The sequence below is a fragment of the Serratia sp. KH_031 genome (assembly GCF_057839655.1).
In genome coordinates this window covers 522,793-542,257 of sequence record NZ_CM174496.1, presented here as the reverse complement: position 1 = coordinate 542,257, position 19,465 = coordinate 522,793, and the positions used below count along the sequence as shown (strand labels likewise).

18 protein-coding genes are annotated in these 19,465 nt (G+C 53.5%); 4 read left to right on the top strand and 14 right to left on the bottom strand.

Going from position 1 to position 19,465, the window contains the following annotated elements:
- Positions 1 to 120: 120 nt before the first annotated feature.
- Positions 121 to 2,490, bottom strand: coding sequence for a beta-N-acetylhexosaminidase (locus tag AC3ISQ_RS02375; RefSeq protein ID WP_489350383.1), 2,370 nt, complete (start codon positions 2,488 to 2,490; stop codon positions 121 to 123).
- A 156-nt stretch (positions 2,491 to 2,646) separates the two neighbouring features.
- The gene (mgtA, locus tag AC3ISQ_RS02370; RefSeq protein ID WP_489350382.1) at positions 2,647 to 5,355 is read right to left on the bottom strand and encodes a magnesium-translocating P-type ATPase; all 2,709 of its coding nucleotides are present in this window, start codon (positions 5,353 to 5,355) and stop codon (positions 2,647 to 2,649) included.
- A 400-nt stretch (positions 5,356 to 5,755) separates the two neighbouring features.
- On the opposite strand from mgtA, the gene treR reads away from it, so the two are divergent.
- From treR to gspS, 4 genes are all read left to right on the top strand, one after another.
- A complete protein-coding gene (gene treR, locus AC3ISQ_RS02365; protein WP_489350381.1) occupies positions 5,756 to 6,703 on the top strand; it encodes a trehalose operon repressor TreR in 948 nt (315 codons plus the stop codon).
- Positions 6,704 to 6,850: 147 nt separating this feature from the next.
- Complete coding sequence (treB, locus tag AC3ISQ_RS02360) at positions 6,851 to 8,266, top strand: PTS trehalose transporter subunit IIBC (protein WP_489350380.1); 1,416 nt, start codon at positions 6,851 to 6,853, stop codon at positions 8,264 to 8,266.
- Positions 8,267 to 8,283: 17 nt separating this feature from the next.
- Positions 8,284 to 9,948 (top strand): alpha,alpha-phosphotrehalase, encoded by a 1,665-nt coding sequence (treC, locus tag AC3ISQ_RS02355; protein ID WP_489350379.1) that lies wholly within the window; start codon positions 8,284 to 8,286, stop codon positions 9,946 to 9,948.
- A 67-nt stretch (positions 9,949 to 10,015) separates the two neighbouring features.
- Positions 10,016 to 10,384 (top strand): type II secretion system pilot lipoprotein GspS, encoded by a 369-nt coding sequence (gene gspS, locus AC3ISQ_RS02350; RefSeq protein WP_489350378.1) that lies wholly within the window; start codon positions 10,016 to 10,018, stop codon positions 10,382 to 10,384.
- On the opposite strand, the gene AC3ISQ_RS02345 is transcribed toward gspS, so the two are convergent.
- The 12 genes from AC3ISQ_RS02345 to gspE are packed head-to-tail and all read right to left on the bottom strand — an operon-like array spanning position 10,362 to position 19,463.
- Positions 10,362 to 11,186: a prepilin peptidase gene (locus AC3ISQ_RS02345; protein ID WP_489350377.1), complete on the bottom strand. Its 825-nt coding sequence runs from the start codon at positions 11,184 to 11,186 to the stop codon at positions 10,362 to 10,364. The two genes, gspS and AC3ISQ_RS02345, sit on opposite strands and share 23 nt — an antisense overlap.
- Positions 11,183 to 11,668 carry a type II secretion system assembly factor GspB gene (gspB, locus tag AC3ISQ_RS02340; RefSeq protein ID WP_489350376.1) on the bottom strand — a complete coding sequence of 162 codons (486 nt, stop codon included), beginning with the start codon at positions 11,666 to 11,668 and terminating at the stop codon, positions 11,183 to 11,185. Before gspB ends, AC3ISQ_RS02345 begins: the two co-directional genes overlap by 4 nt.
- Positions 11,653 to 12,396, bottom strand: coding sequence for a type II secretion system protein N (locus AC3ISQ_RS02335; protein WP_489350375.1), 744 nt, complete (start codon positions 12,394 to 12,396; stop codon positions 11,653 to 11,655). The genes gspB and AC3ISQ_RS02335 overlap by 16 nt, the downstream gene beginning before the upstream one ends.
- A complete protein-coding gene (locus AC3ISQ_RS02330; RefSeq protein ID WP_489350374.1) occupies positions 12,397 to 12,849 on the bottom strand; it encodes a type II secretion system protein M in 453 nt (150 codons plus the stop codon). It lies immediately after the preceding gene.
- Positions 12,846 to 13,973, bottom strand: coding sequence for a type II secretion system protein GspL (gene gspL / locus AC3ISQ_RS02325; protein WP_489350373.1), 1,128 nt, complete (start codon positions 13,971 to 13,973; stop codon positions 12,846 to 12,848). The genes AC3ISQ_RS02330 and gspL overlap by 4 nt, the downstream gene beginning before the upstream one ends.
- Positions 13,974 to 14,002: 29 nt before the next feature.
- On the bottom strand, positions 14,003 to 14,953 hold the full coding sequence (gene gspK, locus AC3ISQ_RS02320; protein ID WP_489350372.1) for a type II secretion system minor pseudopilin GspK: 951 nt from the start codon (positions 14,951 to 14,953) through the stop codon (positions 14,003 to 14,005).
- On the bottom strand, positions 14,950 to 15,546 hold the full coding sequence (gene gspJ / locus AC3ISQ_RS02315; protein ID WP_489350371.1) for a type II secretion system minor pseudopilin GspJ: 597 nt from the start codon (positions 15,544 to 15,546) through the stop codon (positions 14,950 to 14,952). The genes gspK and gspJ overlap by 4 nt, the downstream gene beginning before the upstream one ends.
- Complete coding sequence (gene gspI, locus AC3ISQ_RS02310) at positions 15,543 to 15,914, bottom strand: type II secretion system minor pseudopilin GspI (RefSeq protein ID WP_489350370.1); 372 nt, start codon at positions 15,912 to 15,914, stop codon at positions 15,543 to 15,545. The genes gspJ and gspI overlap by 4 nt, the downstream gene beginning before the upstream one ends.
- A complete protein-coding gene (gene gspH, locus AC3ISQ_RS02305; RefSeq protein WP_489350369.1) occupies positions 15,901 to 16,398 on the bottom strand; it encodes a type II secretion system minor pseudopilin GspH in 498 nt (165 codons plus the stop codon). Before gspH ends, gspI begins: the two co-directional genes overlap by 14 nt.
- Complete coding sequence (gspG, locus tag AC3ISQ_RS02300; RefSeq protein ID WP_489353096.1) at positions 16,398 to 16,817, bottom strand: type II secretion system major pseudopilin GspG; 420 nt, start codon at positions 16,815 to 16,817, stop codon at positions 16,398 to 16,400. The genes gspH and gspG overlap by 1 nt, the downstream gene beginning before the upstream one ends.
- 38 nt (positions 16,818 to 16,855) lie before the next feature.
- Entirely contained in the window at positions 16,856 to 18,064 is a 1,209-nt protein-coding gene (gspF, locus tag AC3ISQ_RS02295) for a type II secretion system inner membrane protein GspF (RefSeq protein WP_489350368.1), read from the bottom strand.
- Position 18,065: 1 nt separating this feature from the next.
- Positions 18,066 to 19,463 carry a type II secretion system ATPase GspE gene (gspE, locus tag AC3ISQ_RS02290; RefSeq protein WP_489350367.1) on the bottom strand — a complete coding sequence of 466 codons (1,398 nt, stop codon included), beginning with the start codon at positions 19,461 to 19,463 and terminating at the stop codon, positions 18,066 to 18,068.
- Positions 19,464 to 19,465: the final 2 nt, after the last annotated feature.

The window sequence follows — 19,465 nt, the reverse complement described above, 5'->3', positions numbered from 1 at the left end:
TATCTGAGGATATGAGCCTCAAAAATCTAATCTAGGTCTTGGTTAACATAAGATTCGAACCAAGCTACATAGCCCAATGGCGGACTATTTAAAGTATCCACCATTGAGAAAGAACCAACGCTAGTGTGCTGTCACCCCGCGCAGCAACGCCTCCAGCGGATACACCGCCGCGATCACCACTTCATCGCGGATCTGTGCGGCAGCAGCCAGTTGCTGCTGCACCTGCTCGGCTTCAGTTTGGCTAAGCGGCTTATCTTGTTGGAAGCGTTCCAACAGCATTAATCCCAAGCTCGCCAGCGTATTGACGTCTTGCGCTACTGGCAGCAGATCTTTCATCACCACATTACTGGCGATCACCGTTTGTACTGGTGCAGTATTCTGCTGCCAACGTTGCAAACGGGTGCGGATCGCCTGCGCAGCAGCCTGATTGCTTTTATCTTTCAGTAACGCCGTTACTTGCTGGTTCAGTTCGTACACCGCGCGGCTTTCCGCTGGCAGCGCATCAGCAAAACGATTGAGCGGTTCAAACAGGTTATAGTGACTGGCTTTGAATTTCAGATGATGACGGGTGTAATACTGCGCAGGCTCTACCGCTTCGGCGAGGATTTGCAACGGCGTAATCTCGACGCTGTTGGCTAAACGGGTAAACTCGCGGGCGGTTTGGGCATGTTGCTGTAGCCCGACCGACACCACCGACCAAGCATCCACCTTATCCAACCGTTGGTACATATTGGTTTCATCGGTGACATCTTTCGCCGACCACAAACGCTCCGCTACCGCAAAAGCCCGCGGCCACAGTTTGAGATCAATCAGCGGTGCACGAATGTTCTCCGCCCACAGTGCCGCTTCACCGCCCAAAATATTGCCCTGCTGCTTTTCATCCGGCACGACTGACATTTTCCCTTCCGGGATCGCCGCGAGCTTGCTGCCCGTGGTCGGATAACGCACGTTACCGATCAGCGTATAACCGCTCAGTGTGTCCTGCTGCAAGGTGAATACCGGGCGCGTTTCCCCCATCCAACTGTCCATGCGGAACGTCACCTGCTGCGGCGAACGCCAAACGATATCATGCACTGCCCGACGTGATTTACCTTTAAAATCAATGAAACCACGCCAACCGTCTTGGCCTTCAATCAAGGTGAAACTGCCCTCTACCGCGCTACCTTTCAGGCGCGGCATGGTGAACTGCCAGCTCTGTGCCTTTTCCCCCGGTTGCGCCGCAATTTCGACTCCCAGCGGCTGTGGCAAGACTTCGTTGCGATAGTGATAAGCCGCCGCCTGCGGTTGATCAAGGTAGAAACCGGTGGAAAGAATGCCCTGATAGCCATCCTGCGCGCTAGCACCCAGCGAATCCTGCCCTTGCCAGGACTGAATCACAATGCTGCGCGGTAACGACGGATGATAGATTTCGTCCCAGCCGACCATCTGCCGATGGTGTTTTTCCAGGATTTTTTCCAACTTTTGATTGAAATAGGCCTGCAACGCGTGGGTATCCGCCAGCTTGTTTTGCTGCATAAAGGTTTGAATGGTTGGCGAGGCTTGCCACTGGCTGGCATCCACTTCATCGCCGCCAATGTGCAGATAAGGATCAGGGAAGATCGCCGCCAGTTCGCCGATTATCGTATCAACGAACTGATAAACCTCTTCACGTGTTGGGTCCAGCGTCGGCTTATGCACGCCCCATGCGCGTTCCATCTGATACGGCCCCGGCGCACTGATCAGTTCCGGGTAAGCCACCGCTATGCTGGAAGCATGGCCGGGTAGATCGATTTCCGGCACCACACGAATACCCCGCGCCGTAGCGTAGGCCACCACCTGCTTCATCTGTTCAGGCGTATAGAACAGACCATCACTGGCCTGCTGCTGCAACTTTGGATAGTGTTCAGAGGCAAAACGCCAGCCTTGATCATCGGTCAAATGCCAATGGAATACGTTCAGTTTGGCGGCGGCCATACCGTCAAGTTGGCGCAAAATATCCGGTATGGGTAAGAAGTGGCGAGCGGAATCCAGTAACACACCACGCCAAGGGAAGCGAGGAACGTCACTGATATTAACCAACGGCAGGAAGGTATTCTGTCCATCGGTTTGCACCAATTGCAGCAAAGTTTCCATCCCACGCAGCGCACCAAAACGGGTATTGGCATTCAGCGTCACGCCTTGCGGCGTCACACTGAGTTGGTAACTTTCGTCACTGTCTGGCATCGGTTGTGCGGGCACTTTATTTTTAATCGCGATTTTAATGGTGGCCTTATCGCTTTGTGATACCAACACCCAACCGGTTTGCATCTCCAACCGTTGCCGCCATTGTGCCGGCATCTCGCCCAAGTCATCCCCTTGCACTTGCAGCGTCAGATTCTGATCCAGCACCAAACGGCCTTCGGTTTGCTCCACCTGTTGTGGCCAAGGCATCAATGGCAAATCACCCGCTGGTTGCGCCCATGCGCCGAAAGAAAGTAATAACGATGAAGTTAATAACGTAAATTTATGCATCGGAAATTCCTCAGAGGAAAGAAAATCTAACAAAAACAGCAATGCTGTAGATAAAGACCGAGCATAGAGAGGAAGTCCAACCCGGAGGATAAAAAGTCGGGTTGGATCACAGAGTGAAATATCGTCAACGAGCCTGACTTGCAGGCCCGGAAAAACTTACTGCCAGCCGTAGCGACGGACAAACCAACCTTTCACGCACTGGGTCAGAACCATATAACCCACCAGAATCAGCACCAGCCAAGGGAAGTAACCGAGCGGCAGCGCTTGCAGTTGTAAGAAACCAGCCAACGGTGAGAAGGTTAAACCGATACCGATAGCGATCACTGCCAGCGTAGTCAGCAACAGCGGCAGTGACGGGCGGCTCTGGATAAACGGGATCTTGCGGGTACGAATCATGTGCACAATCAGCGTCTGCGACAGCAAACCTTCGACGAACCAGCCAGATTGGAACAACGTCTGCATTTCTGGTGTATTGGCTTTGAACACCCACCACATCAGGCCGAAAGTCAGGACGTCAAAGATCGAGCTGATCGGCCCAAAGAACACCATAAAGCGCCCTAGTTCGCCGGAGTTCCAACGCTGCGGCTGTTTGATCTGATCGTCATCAACGTTATCGAATGGGATCGCCACCTGTGAAATATCGTACATCAGGTTTTGGATCAGCAGATGCAGCGGCAACATCGGTAAGAATGGTAAGAAGGCGCTGGCAATCAACACGCTGAACACGTTACCGAAGTTGGAGCTGGCGGTCATTTTGATGTATTTCAGCATGTTGGCAAAGGTGCGACGCCCTTCTATCACCCCTTGCTCTAACACCATCAGGCTCTTTTCCAGCAAGATGATGTCGGCAGCTTCTTTGGCAATATCTACCGCCGAATCGACCGAAATACCAATATCTGCCGCACGTAAGGCCGGAGCATCGTTGATACCGTCGCCCATAAAGCCCACCACATGCCCTTGTTTACGCAGCAGTTGTACCAAACGCTCTTTATGCAATGGTGTCAACTTGGCGAATACCGTGGTTTGCGCCGCAGCCTGCGCTAATTCCGCATCGCTCATTTGTTCGATCTCGCTGCCACGCAAGATATTGTCCGCGGCTAATCCGACGTCTTTACAGACTTTGGCCGCGACTAATTCGTTGTCACCCGTGAGGATCTTCACGGTGATGCCGTTTTGTTTCAGCGCCGCCAGCGCTGGAGCCGTACTCTCTTTTGGCGGGTCGAGGAACGCGATATAACCTTCGAGGATCAGATCTGACTCATCCGCCACCGCATATTCATGCGTTCCCGCAGGTAGGATCTTGTTCGCCACCGCCACTACGCGCAAACCTTGCTGGTTGAGATCGTCAGTAATGCGGCGAATACGTGCCAACAACGTCTCGCTGAGCGGGATCACTTCACCGTCTTGACGTACATGGCTACAAATGGACAGCATTTCTTCCAGCGCACCTTTGCAGATCAGCTCGTGGTATTCAGCGTCTTTTGCCACCACCACCGACATACGGCGGCGCTCAAAATCGAACGGGATCTCGTCGACTTTGCGGTAATGTTGTAGCGCATCTGGCGGAATATTTTCATCGGCACAGCTCAGAACCGCCACGTCCAGCAGATTTTTCAACCCGGTTTGATAAAAACTGTTCAACCAGGCGTAATGCAGCACCCGATCACTGTTGGCGCCAAACACGTCGGTGTGGCGCTCCAATACAATCTTGTCTTGGGTCAGCGTACCGGTTTTATCGGTGCACAGAATATCCATCGCGCCGAAGTTCTGGATCGCATCCAAACGTTTGACGATCACTTTCTGGCGCGACAGTTTCACCGCCCCTTTCGCCAAGGTAGAAGTCACAATCATCGGCAGCATTTCTGGCGTTAAACCCACCGCCACCGACAGCGCAAACAGCGCCGCTTCCCACCAATCACCTTTGGTATAGCCGTTGATCAACAGTACGATTGGCGTCATCACCAGCATAAAACGGATCAGCAGCCAACTGACTTTGCTGATGCCACGTTGGAATGCATTCGGCTCGTCTTCTTGGCTGACCACACGCTGTGCCAATTGGCCAAAATAGGTCTCCGTTCCGGTGCCAATCACCATCGCCAACGCACTACCGCTCACCACGTTGGTACCCATAAAGCACAAGTTTTGGCACTCTAGCGGATCGTCGGCCTGCTGACGCGGATCGGCGACTTTCTCTACCGGTAGCGATTCACCAGTCAGCGCCGCTTGGCTAATAAACAGATCCTTAGCCGATAGCAAACGCAGATCCGCCGGGATCATGTCCCCCGCTGCCAACTTGATGATGTCACCCGGTACCAACTGTGAAATCGCCAATTCCTGATGTTCACTTCTGCCGGTCTGCGCATCGCTGCGGATCACCGTTGCGGTGTTGCTGACCATCGCTTTCAAGGCATCGGCGGCTTTATTGGAACGAGCTTCTTGTATGAAATTCAGTAAGGTAGAAATCACCACCATCAGGGCGATCACCAACGCGCCGGTCAAGTCTTCGGTGGCATAAGAAATCATGCCCAAAGCGGTCAACAGCAGATTGAATGGGTTGCGGTAGCAGTGCCACAAATGCTGCCACCCAGTTTCTTTTTGCTGATCATCCACCACGTTTTCGCCACAGCGTTCGCGTGCCTGCTGCGCTTCGTGAGCGGTGATGCCTTCTGGGTGACTGTGAAAACGTTCATAGAGTTGGGTGGCGCTGGCAGTGGCACATTCCAACCGTTGTTGCGCCAAGCTGGCTGGCATTCCCTGCGCGGTACCGCCGACGCTGTCCAACAAGCGATCACGGTGTACCAAACGGTGCGGTAGGCTACGGCTGAGCAGCCCTAATAGCTGACGTGGAAGTGTTTTCAGTTTCATCGTTCATACCTCGTCGCCCAATACCTCACGGCAGTGGGTGAACACTGAAACAACCTTAGCAAAGGTTTTTGAAATACGCTCAAAAAGCCACCGCTAAAGCAGATTCTTTTAATATTCAATAGCAACAGAAGCGAACGAACAGACGTACGCTACCAATTACCGTGTATTAACCGGTAAAACAGCAGCGTAAAGCAGAGAGGTTTTACCGGTGAACCGAGTGGGGTGTAGGATCAGGGTCCATAAAGGTGCTAACCTCCGGTAAATGAAAAGATTGAACGACAACTGCGGTCATTCAGTGCGGCGCGTAGACTAGCTGAAATAGGTACAACAGCGTTAAGCTATCAGCGCTATTTTCTTCGGCGGTGAGTTTACTCCCTTTAACTTCAACGAAAACTAAACCATGCAAAACCGGCTGACCATCAAGGATATCGCCCGCCTCAGCGGAGTGGGAAAATCGACCGTTTCACGCGTGTTGAACAACGAAGGTAGTGTGAGCCCGCAAACCCGCGAGCGGGTGGAAGCGGTGATCCGTAACGAAGGTTTTACCCCATCCAAATCGGCGCGAGCGATGCGCGGGCAAAGCGACAAAGTGGTCGCCATTATCGTCACGCGTTTGGATTCTCCTTCGGAAAATCAGGCGGTGCGTACCATGCTACCATTGCTGTATCAGCAGGGTTTCGATCCGATCGTGATGGAAAGCAAGTTCGATACCCGTCTGGTGAAAGAGCATTTGCACGTGCTGCAACAGCGCAACGTTGATGGTGTGATCCTGTTTGGTTTCACCGGGTTAACCGCAGCCATGCTCAATCCGTGGCAGGAAAAAATGGTGGTGATGGTACGGGAGTACAGCGGTTTTTCTTCGATATGTTACGACGATGACGGTGCGGTTAATTTGCTGATGAATCATCTATATCAGCAAGAACACCGACAGATCAGCTACTTGGGTGTACAACAAAACGATGCGACCACCGGTTTACGTCGCTATCAAGCCTATCTCAACGCCTGTCAGCGCCTGCAGATCGAGCCTCACTTCGCTTTGGGTGAACTCAGTTATCAAAGCGGTTTCCAACTGGCAGCCAGCGCTATCACGCCACACACCAGCGCTCTAGTTTGTGCCACCGACAACATCGCCCTAGGTGCGATAAAATATCTGCAACAACAACAGATTAACTCAATCCAAGTGTGTGCCATTGGTAACACCCCGCTACTCAGTTTCTTGTTCCCCGAAACCTTGTCGGTAGAATTCGGTTACGGCAATGCTGGGCTACAGGCGGCACAACAACTGCTTGCCCAACTGAATGGTGAACAAGAGATCCGCACCATAGTCGTCCCTAGCCAACTTTCCTAAGACGCCAATTATTTATGGTATAAAAAATAGCCATTATGTGATCGTCACCCCATAATGGGAACGTTCCCATTCCATAAAAAAACTACAATGACTAAGCTTTAATCATCAACCTCTGTGCCTACCAATAAGATAAGAAAGGTATTCATAATGAGCAAAGTTAAACAGCAGGATATCGAACGTCTGATCGAGCTGGTCGGCGGTCGCGAAAATATCGCTACCGTCAGCCATTGTATTACCCGTTTACGTTTTGTCCTTAACGATCCCAACCAAGCCAGCCCGAAAGACATCGAGAACTTGCCGATGGTCAAAGGCTGCTTTACCAATGCTGGGCAATTCCAAGTGGTCATTGGCACCGATGTAGGGGACTACTATCAGGCGTTGATCGCCACCACCGGTTTAAATGAAGCCGATAAAGAACAGGCTAAAGTCGCGGCGCGGCAGAATATGAGTTGGTGGGAACGTACCATCGCCCACTTTGCCGAGATCTTCTTCCCACTGTTACCGGCGTTGATCAGCGGTGGTTTGATCCTCGGTTTCCGCAACGTGATCGGCGATATCCCGATGTCCGGCGGGCAAACGTTGGCACAGATGCATCCAGCGTGGAAAACCGTTTACGACTTCTTATGGCTGCTGGGCGAAGCGATCTTCATGTTCCTGCCAGTCGCCGTTTGCTGGTCGACGGTGAAAAAAATGGGCGGTACGCCCGTACTGGGTATCGTGCTGGGGGTGACGTTGGTTTCACCGATGCTGATGAACTCCTACCTGCTCGGTCAGCAAGTGCCAGAAGTGTGGAATTTCGGCTGGTTCACCATTGAAAAAGTGGGTTATCAAGCGCAAGTGATCCCGTCGATCTTGGCCGGGATGACGCTGGCGCTGATCGAAACCAACCTGAAGAAGATCGTGCCGGATTATCTGTATTTGGTGATCGTGCCCGTCGTTTCTCTGTTGTTGGCGGTGTTCCTGGCTCACGCGCTAATCGGGCCATTCGGTCGTATGATCGGTGACGGCGTGGCTTGGGCGGTGAAATCAGTGATGACCGGCAGCTTCGCCCCAATAGGCGCGGCGTTGTTCGGTTTCTTGTACGCTCCGCTGGTGATTACCGGCGTACACCAAACCACCTTGGCGATCGACATGCAGATGATCCAAAGCATGGGCGGTACCCCGGTATGGCCGTTGATCGCGTTGTCTAACATTGCGCAGGCATCTGCCGTATTGGGCATCATCATCGTCAGTCGTAAAGCCAACGAACGCGAAATCTCAGTACCCGCGGCCATCTCTGCTTACCTCGGCGTCACCGAACCGGCGATGTACGGGATCAACCTGAAATACCGCTTCCCAATGTTATGCGCAATGGTCGGTTCCGCTTTTGCCGCGCTGATCTGCGGCTTGGACGGCGTGATGGCGAACGGTATCGGCGTCGGTGGCTTGCCGGGCATCCTGTCGATTAAACCGCAATTCTGGATGATCTACTCGGTCGCGATTCTAGTGGCAGTCGTGGTGCCATTGCTGTTGACCATGATGGTTTACAAACGTAAAGCCCGTCGTGGTGAATTACCGGTTTAATAGAAAGGTTAGCAATTATGAATAAGCCAACACCTTGGTGGCAGAACGGCGTCATCTACCAGATCTACCCAAAAAGTTTTCAGGACAGCACCGGTAACGGCTACGGCGATTTAGCGGGCGTCACCCAGAGGCTGGATTATTTGCAGGAGCTGGGCATCGATGCCATCTGGCTGACACCAGTATACGTTTCGCCACAGGTCGATAACGGTTACGACGTGGCAGATTACTGCGCCATCGATCCGGCCTACGGCACGATGCAAGATTTTGAGCAACTGGTGGCTGCCGCCCACCAACGTGGCATTCGCATCGTGATGGATATGGTGTTCAATCATACTTCCACCGAGCATCCGTGGTTCAAGGCAGCGCAGGATCGCAGCAGCCCTTACCGCCAGTTCTACGTTTGGCGTGATGGTGAAGGCGATGCCTTACCAAATAACTGGCGCTCCAAATTTGGTGGGCAAGTGTGGCAGTGGCACCAACCAAGCGGACAATACTATCTGCACCTGTTTGCTACCGAACAGGCGGATCTCAACTGGGAACATCCGCCAGTACGCGAAGAATTGAAAAAAGTCTGTCAGTTTTGGGCGGATAAAGGCGTCGATGGTCTGCGGTTAGACGTGATCAATCTGGTCTCCAAACAACAGGTTTTCCCTAGCGATAGCCATGGTGATGGCCGCCGTTTCTATACCGATGGCCCACGGATTCACGAGTTTCTGCAAGAGATGAGCCGCGAGGTATTCCAACCACGCGGCCTGATGACCGTGGGCGAAATGTCCTCCACCACTCTCGAACATTGCCAGCAATACGCCGCTAACAGCGGGCAAGAGCTGTCGATGACGTTCAACTTCCACCATCTAAAAGTCGATTATGCCAACGGTGAAAAATGGACGCTGGCCGCACCGGATTATGTTGAGCTAAAAAACATTTTCCGCCACTGGCAGCAAGGAATGCATGATCGTGCCTGGAACGCACTGTTCTGGTGTAACCACGATCAGCCACGCATCGTTTCACGCTTTGGTGACGAAGGCGAACTGCGCGTTACCGCTGCGAAAATGTTGGCGATGCTACTACATGGCATGCAAGGGACGCCCTATATCTATCAAGGCGAAGAGATCGGCATGACCAATCCGGGCTTCAACCATATCGGGCAATACCGCGATGTGGAAAGCCTGAATATGTATGCCGAGTTGAGCGCGCAAGGGAAAAGCAATGCCGAACTGTTGGCGATCCTCGCCAGTAAATCGCGCGATAACGGGCGCACACCGATGCAATGGAACGCCGCACCACATGCGGGTTTCACCACCGGAACACCGTGGATCGGTTGTGCGGAAAATTATCCGCAGATCAACACCGAAAGCGCATTAATCGATCGTGATTCGGTGTTTTACACTTACCAACACCTGATCACGCTGCGCAAACAGTATCCACTACTGACTCACGGTGATTATCAGGATCTGGCAGCGGCTCATCCGGCACTGTGGTGCTATCAGCGCAGTTGGAACGGTCAACGCTTATTGGTGATCGCCAACTTGAGCCACCAAGCGCAGGAGTGGGATGCGGCAGGTGTTGAAAGCGCAGAGTCATGGCGGTTGTTAATCAGCAACTATGACGACTGCACCACGCAGCCACAGGCAACTACCCTACGTCCGTTCGAGGCCATGTGGTGGTTATGGGAAGACTGACGTTGGTTTGACTGCTCAATTTTTGTTACAATCGGCACTAACTGGACGAATAACAAAGGGATTTTGTATGGATAGTCTAATAAAATTGGCGTTGGTAATCATTCCCCTGTTGTTAAGTGCCTGCCAACAGACACAACGGCAAGAAACCACACCGATGGCGCTTGATGGGCAAGCACAACAAGTTGCCGCATTAATAGCAGGCACTCAATATCTAAAATACCAGTGTGGTCGTAGCGAGCTGCCCACCGATGGACAAATCGAACAAGCCGCCTACACGGCTGCTCAACAACGTGGTTGGCAGCCTCCCGCTGGCCTTGCCGTACGCAGTAATGAACTCTACCAGCGGTTGTTAAAAGACGGCACCCCACGCGCGACACAGTGCGCCGAATTTCAGCAATTGCTGCAACCCTTTATCACCACATTGGCCAAGGGATAACCAATCCTCCCCATCCCGCCAAGGCAAGACAAGGGCCGAAAGGTAACGGAGCGTCACGTTCGGCTCGCCCCATCAAACGCAGCAACATAATGGCAATCACGCCCATCAATGCGGCGCACAGCAACAAGCGTGGTAATTGTTGCCAACCGCACCATGCCCCTAGCGCGGCCAGTAGTTTGAAATCGCCATAGCCCAAGCCTTCTTTACCGGTCAGTAGCCGGAACCCCCAATACAGGCTCCAAAGCGACAAATACCCCACTACTGCGCCTATCACCGCGTCTTCCAAAGGGATTAACGCTCCGGTCAGATTGGTCAACAACCCCAGCCACAGCAGCGGCAAAGTAAGAACATCTGGCAACAGCATGTGTTGAATATCGATCGTCAACAAAGCAATCAATAACCATGAACACATTGCCAATTCCAAGGCGACGATGCTGGGTGGCCAATACCACGCGACGATGCCCGTGATCAATGCGGTCGCCAATTCCACTAGCGGATAACGCCAACCGATTCGCTGTTGGCAAGAATGACAGCGCCCACGCAACCACAGCCAGCTCACCACAGGGATGTTGTGATAAAAAGCAATGGTGCAACGACAATGTGGGCAACAAGAACGCGGTACAAATAGATTAAAACGGGCAGGCCAATCCTCTGTGGGCGCGGACTGGCCTACTATCGCCCACGCCTGTCGACGGGCACTCTGTTGCAACATGATGGGTAGACGCCAAATCACACAGTTGAGTACACTCCCCGCCAGCAACCCCAGCCCACACATAATGATTATCCATACGCCGTTTGTCATGGTTGTGCCTCTTCCTCAGCATTTTCCTCATTCGGGGCACCACCCGGCCAGTCTTCCAATGCGTCCAATACCAACATTTGCCCTCCCTTTTCCAAGATCGTCACGTCCTGTTGGATCTGCGTCACAACGAACCCGCAGTCCAAACTGTCGCCTTCCCGATACTGCCGACTATTCAGCGTGATGCTGCGCTGCGCCGAATTTTCCGCGTAAACATGGGCGCTGTAACGCAGCGGCGGTAACCGATTATCCACGCAAGCCGCCGCTACCACTGGTGGCGATGAGGCTTGAGCGGGTGAGACAACAGTTGATACGGCTGGCATTGGCACCGTAGCTATCGGGGGCAATGCCGCACAGGCTGGCGTGATATCGGGATCACCGTCCCAGGTTTTGGCGCCAAACCAGCCTAGAGCCAGCAATAGCACGGCATACAGCGCCAGCAACCAATATGGCAAACGGTAACCTGCGTTTATTTGATCGGCCATGTTCCCGATACCTCAACCATCCGTTGTCCCTCGCTTCCTGAGCGCGTCACCGCTTCAATTCCCTGCCGCCACTGAGCGGGTAGCGTCGCCATGTCCCCAATACCACCGTTAAAGCGATACGCTCCACGGATATCCACGCTCCCTTTGCCAAATAACTGCAATGGAGGTTGCGGTGGTTGCAATGCCAATAGCAGCCGTTGGGGCTCACAACCTAACTGGAGTTGTGGATTGCCCAATGCCAGTGTTTGCCCTAACGCGCTGAGTTTCGCTTCGCGCCACACCAACTTCGCGGCCAAATCAAAGCATTCCCGCTGATTGAAACCCAACTGCTCCAGCGTTAGCGTCAATTCACCACTGCCCTCCAATAAAGAGCGCTGACCCAATAGTTCTGGCAACTTATCCACCGGTAATTGCCAACGTCCGTCAGAAAGTCGCCAATGACCGGCCCACCCGACGGTAACTGCCCCGTGACCGACATCCCCATCAGAGAGTGCAAATTGCCAAACCGGCAGACCGTTACGCCATCCCCATTGCCAGTTGATTTTCCCCAGCAACCGCTCCTGCCATTGCAGTTGGCTGGCTTCCCCATGCCATAACGTGCCGCTCACTTGCGTGAAGTTCAGCGCAGGCGGGGCGAACCCCAGCAGCAACTGTGCGGGTAGGCTGATCAGCATACACACCGCATACAGCAGCAAAAACAAGCCGATACCACGCCACCGAATTCGCATTTACAACGGCTCCACCAGCAAAGTTTTCACCTGAACCCGGCCATCGGGTGGGGACGAAGCCTGCAAGCCTAGTTCCAGCACGCGCACGCCACCTTGTGTTTCTAGTTGCCAGATCCAGCGCAAAAGATCGTCAGCGTTAACGGTAGCCAGCGTCACCTGCATTTTCCCTTGCTGTTCCGTTATCGTCTGGAGCGGTATTGCCTGTTCTTTTGCCGTTTTTTCCAACAACGGGCGCAAACCTCCCGCCCCAGTAGGTTGCGCTGACATCTGCTGTAGTTGCCGCGACAATAAGCGCAGTTGCTGTTGCCGCTGTTGTTGGCTTTCGATCGCTTGCTGCAACGGTAACCAGATTCCTTGCCCTAGCCCGGCGATCATCAATATCCCAAGTAAAATCAGTATTAACCGCTGTTCGCGTGCGGAGCGATGCCGCCATAACGGCTTCAACCTCATCATGGTGTTGCCTCCAGTGGTTCAAGCGTCAGATTGCCATCTGGCGTGCTGCTCACGCGAAAACGTGTTTCCAATAGTTGGCGAGCTCGCTGCACCTGAGCCGCATCCCCCAGCAAACGCAGTTGTAATTGAGCCGGTGATGAACGGTAATGTAGCTGCTGAAGCGTGATGCCAGGCGGCAAGGCGGGCCATTGCGCTAACCATTGTATCAACCCGTTCGCACCGTCTTGTTGCGTCGTTTTTTGCACTATGCGCCGTAACGTGGCCTGCCAATGTTGCTCTGATTGATCTGGAAAGCGTTGGTGAAACTGTTGTAAGAGTTGCTGTTGCATGCCATCGCCTTGCCGCTTCATCGCCCACCACTCCACGCCCTGTTGAGCGAACAACAAGGCCAGCACGGCCACGGCGGCGATCAATGGCGCACGCCAAACCATTTTTTTAGCGGTGTTCTGGCGAGAAAGTATCGAAGGTGCCTGTGGCACATGACGTGCCAGCAGCACTAGTGGTTCAACTGTTGGGCAAATTTGCCATTGCTCTAATGCGGCGGCGGGTGGTGTACCATAGCAATTTACGTTAACCGGCTGCGGCTGAGTACGCTGCCAAGCATCATGCCAAAACGGCAACCAATTGCTCTCCATTTCAGCGCCTTGCCAGCGATCAGTGCGCACTAACCAACGTTCGCCCCATTGCAATGCCGTTATTTCACCTTCGGCCCACGGCAACAAAAGAGCATCTGGCACCAGTTTATGTAGGTTGATGCCGGCCTCGTTAAACGGTGCCAGCCAACACGACAGTTGTTCTTTTGCTACCACCGCCACCCACAACATTTCCCCAACTGAGCCAAGTGGTGTAATAGTGACCTCTTCCGGGGCACTGGCGAGGCTGTCTTCCAGCAACCACGGCAATGCACGTAATCCGGCCGCATCATGTCGCCCTGGCAGATGCACGGAATGCAGACTCACCGCAGCGGTAGGCACCATCAAGCAAAACAGATCCTGCGCGTAACGCTCAGCCAACCGGCCAAGTGCAGAAGCCGCAATTTCGCCACTTTCTCCCTGCAACTCCCCATCCGCCTGGATTCGCTGCCAAACCATTTTGCTTTGGTCATCGGGGGCGTAATGCAACAATAGAAAATGCGCTCCCTGTGCGTCCCTTATCATTCCTCTTCTATCTCCCAATGGCGCCGCAATACGGTTATTTGACCACCCCGACGCTGTAATAGGCTGTATTGCCGATAATTGGCATCAGCCATGCGTACCACCATATACAGGTGGAAATAGTCACTGTTCAGAGCCAAATAATTCCGTCGAGCCGCCAACGGTTTGATCATATCGAGCGGTTGCTCTAGCGTTTCCCAACCGGTAGGGGGGCGCTGCAACAATCCTTGACGAATCGCACTTTCATCGACATCTTCGACCAACGCCGCCAGCAACGGCCACTGATCCGGTAAAAGCGTATTGAGATTGATGTTCAAGGTGTTTTTTGGCAACGCGCACACCAATGGGCGCAACCGTTGCAACAGAGTAGGATCAATATCGCGAATCTGCCGCAGTTCACTAATATCTTGCATCGGCTGACCGGCGGTCAGATAAGGCGGCTCGAGCGTGGCGTACTCGGCATCTCCGGCTCCGTTCTCGTGGGGTTGACCACCATCATCCAGCCAATCGGCTAACGCAGCGCTGATACGTAACGCTTGTTGAGGCTCTTCTCCCAACAACACCAACAAACGGCTAAAAATGCGTTGTGTGTCTTCGTTCCCCGCAACCGCATTCAGGTTGAAACAGGCTTGAGCGTCTTCGATCCGCACCTGAAGCTCCGCATCCTCCAGTGGGTAACGCTGGCTAGTTTTCGCCCAACGTTGAGAAAGATGGGTATGCCGTGCATCGTCATTGGCATCCAAGCGCAGCAAGGTACTTGCCAACATTTCTGCCCCGGCGGCATACCATTTCCCCTGCAAACGCTGATGCAATTGCAGGCTATAATGGAAGCTGAAAAACCAGCGTTCGGTCACCACGACCGCTAATGTCGCCATAGTCGCTAACAACATCAGCACCACCAGTAACGCCATACCTCGTTGTTTGATAGTTCTGCCAGCAACAGACCTCATTTGACCCCCGATAACAAAAAGCGACGGGTAATATCTCCGCTATCGCTTAACGTCAGAGTCACTTCTATCGCCTGAGGTATGGCATCATTTTCCGACCACTGCCGTTGCCACTGCCCTTGAGACCAATAGCGTACCCGTAGCCCAGAAACCCCAGTTAACAACAGTTGGCGATGAGGTAACGCCCCAGCGGGCATATCTGGGTAATCAAGATACTCCCGCAGCAATTCCCCTTTTTCCAAGCGATAACCCACACGTTGCAAAATAGAACGCGGTAGTTGAGCGTCAGGATTAAGCCAACCAGCATGAGTAAATACCAGGCTATCAGCCTCGGTACGGCCTTCTGTTGCCAACAAGGGTGCGCCAGCAAATGCACCGCTGCCACGCACGGAGCGCGGCAACATCGCGAAGGTATCACGCTCCAGTAAAGTGAAGGCATGTTGGATCTGCGCCAGCCGCTGAGCATGGCGAGAAGATAACGCCTCTAGCTTCACGCCTTGTAACAGCAAGCGGTTCGCCATCAGGCTCAGCAGGGCGAAAACGGCTAGCGCTAGGATCATCTCCAACAGAGTAAAACCCGCGTTACGTTGCTTCATTGCTGCACAACATAGGTACGTAAAGAGGTCAATGACATGCCGCCGTCTTGCCATGGCTTGGTCGAGACTTCAACCTCCATCATGCGCAATCCCGGCAGTTCACTCTCGACACCACGCCAACGCCAATACCAAACACGCCCGGCTTGTTCGCTGCTTCCTTGCGTCCAATTCAGTGGCGGCCATACTTTCTGTAAACGCAGTTCCACTAATTGGTTTTCAGCCACCCAATCAGCATAGGTTTTATCCGCCAAGCGACCCGAGCCCAGCGCTAAATGCCCCAGACTTTGCAACAATGCCAAGGCCGCCAGAGAAAAAATCGCCAGCGCCACCAACACCTCTAACAGCGTCATACCGCTATGGTTTTTCATCGATATCATCACGGGTATGTATCCCGCCCTCGTCATCCAGCATGACTTCCGCCATCAAACGATCCCCCCAAAAATAACGCAGACGAAATGGAGTGACTTCCCCTCCCGGCCACAGCAATACTTGGGGAGCCTCAGTGATGATTTCGCTATCCGTGGTTGGTGCGATCAATTGCAAATGCCAGCCAGCAGGCAAAATTTGCGCATCAGCATTTTGCGGTAGCGAGATGTTTTGCCATTTCCGCGCTCGCCAGACTTTTAATTGCCAACGATCGGGCTGCACGTGCAAACCATACATGCGCCCTTCCAACGCCGCTTGATAGACCAACTTTTGCAGCCGCTGCGCCAAACGCTGGCTCTCTTGCTCCGCCCGATAACTCCGGTTTGGCAGTTGATTGACCACCAAAAACGTCCCCATCCCCAGCAGCAACAAAACCAGCATCATTTCCAGCAGGGTAAATCCCCGCTGATCACTGCCAAGACGCATTAGCGACTCTGATCCCAGTTACCAATGTCATCCTCTGTCCCTGGCTCACCGTCCATACCAATAGAGAAAATATCCACTTTGCCGTGCTCGCCGGGTTGGCGTAGTTGATAAGCATTGCCCCAAGGATCTTTCGGCAGGCGACGAACATATCCATCTTCAGGATAATTGCGCGGTGCTGGGGGCTGTGTCGGGCGGGCAACCAACGCCTCCAGCCCTTGTTCAGTGGTTGGATAGCGGCCATTATCTAGCCGATACATATCTAACGCGCTTTCTAATGCCACAATATCGCTGACCGCTTTTTGGCGATCGGCCTTGTCTTTATTACCCATCAAATTCGGCACCACCAAGCTCGCCAAAATGCCGAGAATGACGATCACCACCATGATCTCCAGTAAGGTGAACCCCGTTTGACGCGGCATTTTCGCCCCAATATGTCGCATGACTTTTACCTCTGTGTTTACAACGTCATCATGTTGTTAAGTTGCAAAATAGGCTGCAGGATTGCCAAAACGATAAACAACACTACCGCCGCCATAACCACCACCAATAACGGTTCGAACAAACTGAAAAACAACGTAATTCTGGCATTGAACTGACGGTCTTGATTATCCGCCGCGCGGAATAACATATCGCCCAGTTCACCACTTCGTTCACCGGAGGCGATCATGTAGCGCATCATCGGTGGGAATAACCCAGTACGTTCTAACGCTTGTTGCAAACTGCCCCCTTCACGCACCCGTTCACCCGCTTCAAGCAATAAACGACTAGCCTGTAAATTACTAAGTACCTGCGCGCCAATCTGCATGGCTTGCAACAACGGCACGCCGCTGTTGTATAAAATGCTCAGTGTTCTGGCATAGCGAGCGGTGTTTAACTCCCGGATCAAACGTCCTCCCATCGGTAACGCCAACAAACGACGGTGCCAAGCCAGACGATAATGGGGCTGGCGCAGCAACCACAGTGCCAACAACCCGCCACAAGCCAGCAATAGAAGTAACCATGGGCCAAGATGGCGAACGCCATCGCTCAACGCCATCAACAACCGGGTACTGAGTGGCAACACCTGTTTCATATGGACAAATTGTTCCACCACCTTTGGCACGACGGCGCTCAGCAAGGTAGTTACGACGCCGATTGCCACCAACGTCAGCAGCAGTGGGTAAACCAACGCCTGAGTCAGACGGCTCTGCATCTGTTGGCGTTGCTCGGCATAATCCGCTAATCGGTTCAGTACGCCATCAAGCTGACCAGAAGCCTCTCCTGCCGCTACCATGGCGCAATAAAGTGCACCGAAAGCATGCGGATGTTCACGTAGAGCATCCGCCAGAGTAAAACCTTCAATTACCCGTAAGCGAACCGCTTGCAACACCGCGACCACGCGCCGCTCTTCACTTTGCTGCGTCACGGCATGCAACGCCTCTTCCAACGGTAATCCGGCCGCTACCATGGTCGCCAATTGGCGCATGACCAGTGCCAGAGCATTGCCGCTAATCGACATACGCTGCCAGCGCAGCAGTAATTTGCGGGGCGCTTTGGGCTGCAATACCATGACCAGCAACCCCTGTTCCCGTAAGCGCTGACTGGCATGACGCTCTGATTCCGCATCGATCGTCCCACGCCGGGTTTTACCGCGCCCGTCCCGAGCCTGATAATCGAACTGCGCCATCTCAGCCGCTCCGGGTCACACGTGTGACCTCTTCCAGCGTGGTGACTCCTGCCTGCACCAAGCGCAATCCACTCAGATACAACGTAGCCTCGCGTAAATAGTGCTCCAGTGTCGTTTCACCCTCACCGCGTTGGATCGCCTCACGTAATGCATCATCCACCCGCAACAGTTCGTGGATCGCAGTACGCCCACGATAACCACTGGCATTACAGGCGCTGCACCCTACGGCGCGATAGATTTGGCTGCCAGCGGGTAACGCTTGCCCTTCCGTTACCGTCCAAGGCTGGCGACAAGCCGGGCACAGTACGCGGACTAAACGCTGCGCCAATACGGCCAGTAAAGAAGTGGCCAGCAGGAACGGTTCAACCCCCATATCCTGTAGACGAGTGACCGCCCCTACCGCACTGTTGGTATGAAGTGTCGATAGCACCAGATGCCCCGTGAGTGAGGCTTGCACCGCAATGGCGGCGGTTTCACTGTCACGGATTTCCCCAACCATCACCACATCCGGGTCCTGACGCAAAATGGCGCGCAGACCACGGGCAAATGTCATGTCGACTTTGCCGTTCACCTGAGTCTGACCAATGCCGGGCAGGTCATATTCGATGGGATCTTCAACCGTCAGAATATTGCGCTCTTTGCTGTTGAGTTGGCTCAAACCGGCATACAACGTGGTGCTTTTACCCGAGCCAGTCGGGCCGGTGACCAGAATGATGCCGTGCGGTTGTGCTAGCAGTGCGGTCATTTGCTGGCACAGCGCTGGCGTCATACCTAACGCAGCCAGATCCAAGGGGACGCTGTTCTTATCCAGTAAACGCAACACCACCCGTTCACCGTGATTGGCTGGTAATGTGGAAACACGCACATCAATCGCCCTTCCGCCAATACGTAGCGCGATACGGCCATCCTGCGGGATGCGCTTTTCGGCAATATCCAAACGCGCCATCACTTTGATGCGCGACACCAGCAACGCCGCCAGACGACGCTGAGGTTGCAATATTTCACGCAACACACCGTCAATACGAAAACGGATGCTCAAGTAGCGCTCGAAGGTTTCAATATGCACATCGGAAGCTTCTTCTTTGATGGCCTCACTCAGCATGGCGTTAATCAGACGAATAATCGGAGCACCGTCATCGCTTTCCAGCAGATCGCCCTGTTCCGGCAACTCTTCCGCCAGCGTGTAAAAATCCAGTTCGTTACCCAACTCCGCCATCATGCGGCGTACTTGTGCGGAGTCTTGCTGATAGCACGCCACCAACTGCCGCTCAAACGCCTCATCATCCAGTACTTCTTGCATATTCAATGGAGCCGCGGCAATACGGCGGGCTTCTTGCAACGCAGCCGGAACCGCCTGCGTGTGGCACCACAACAACACGCCACCCTCGCGAGTACGCATTA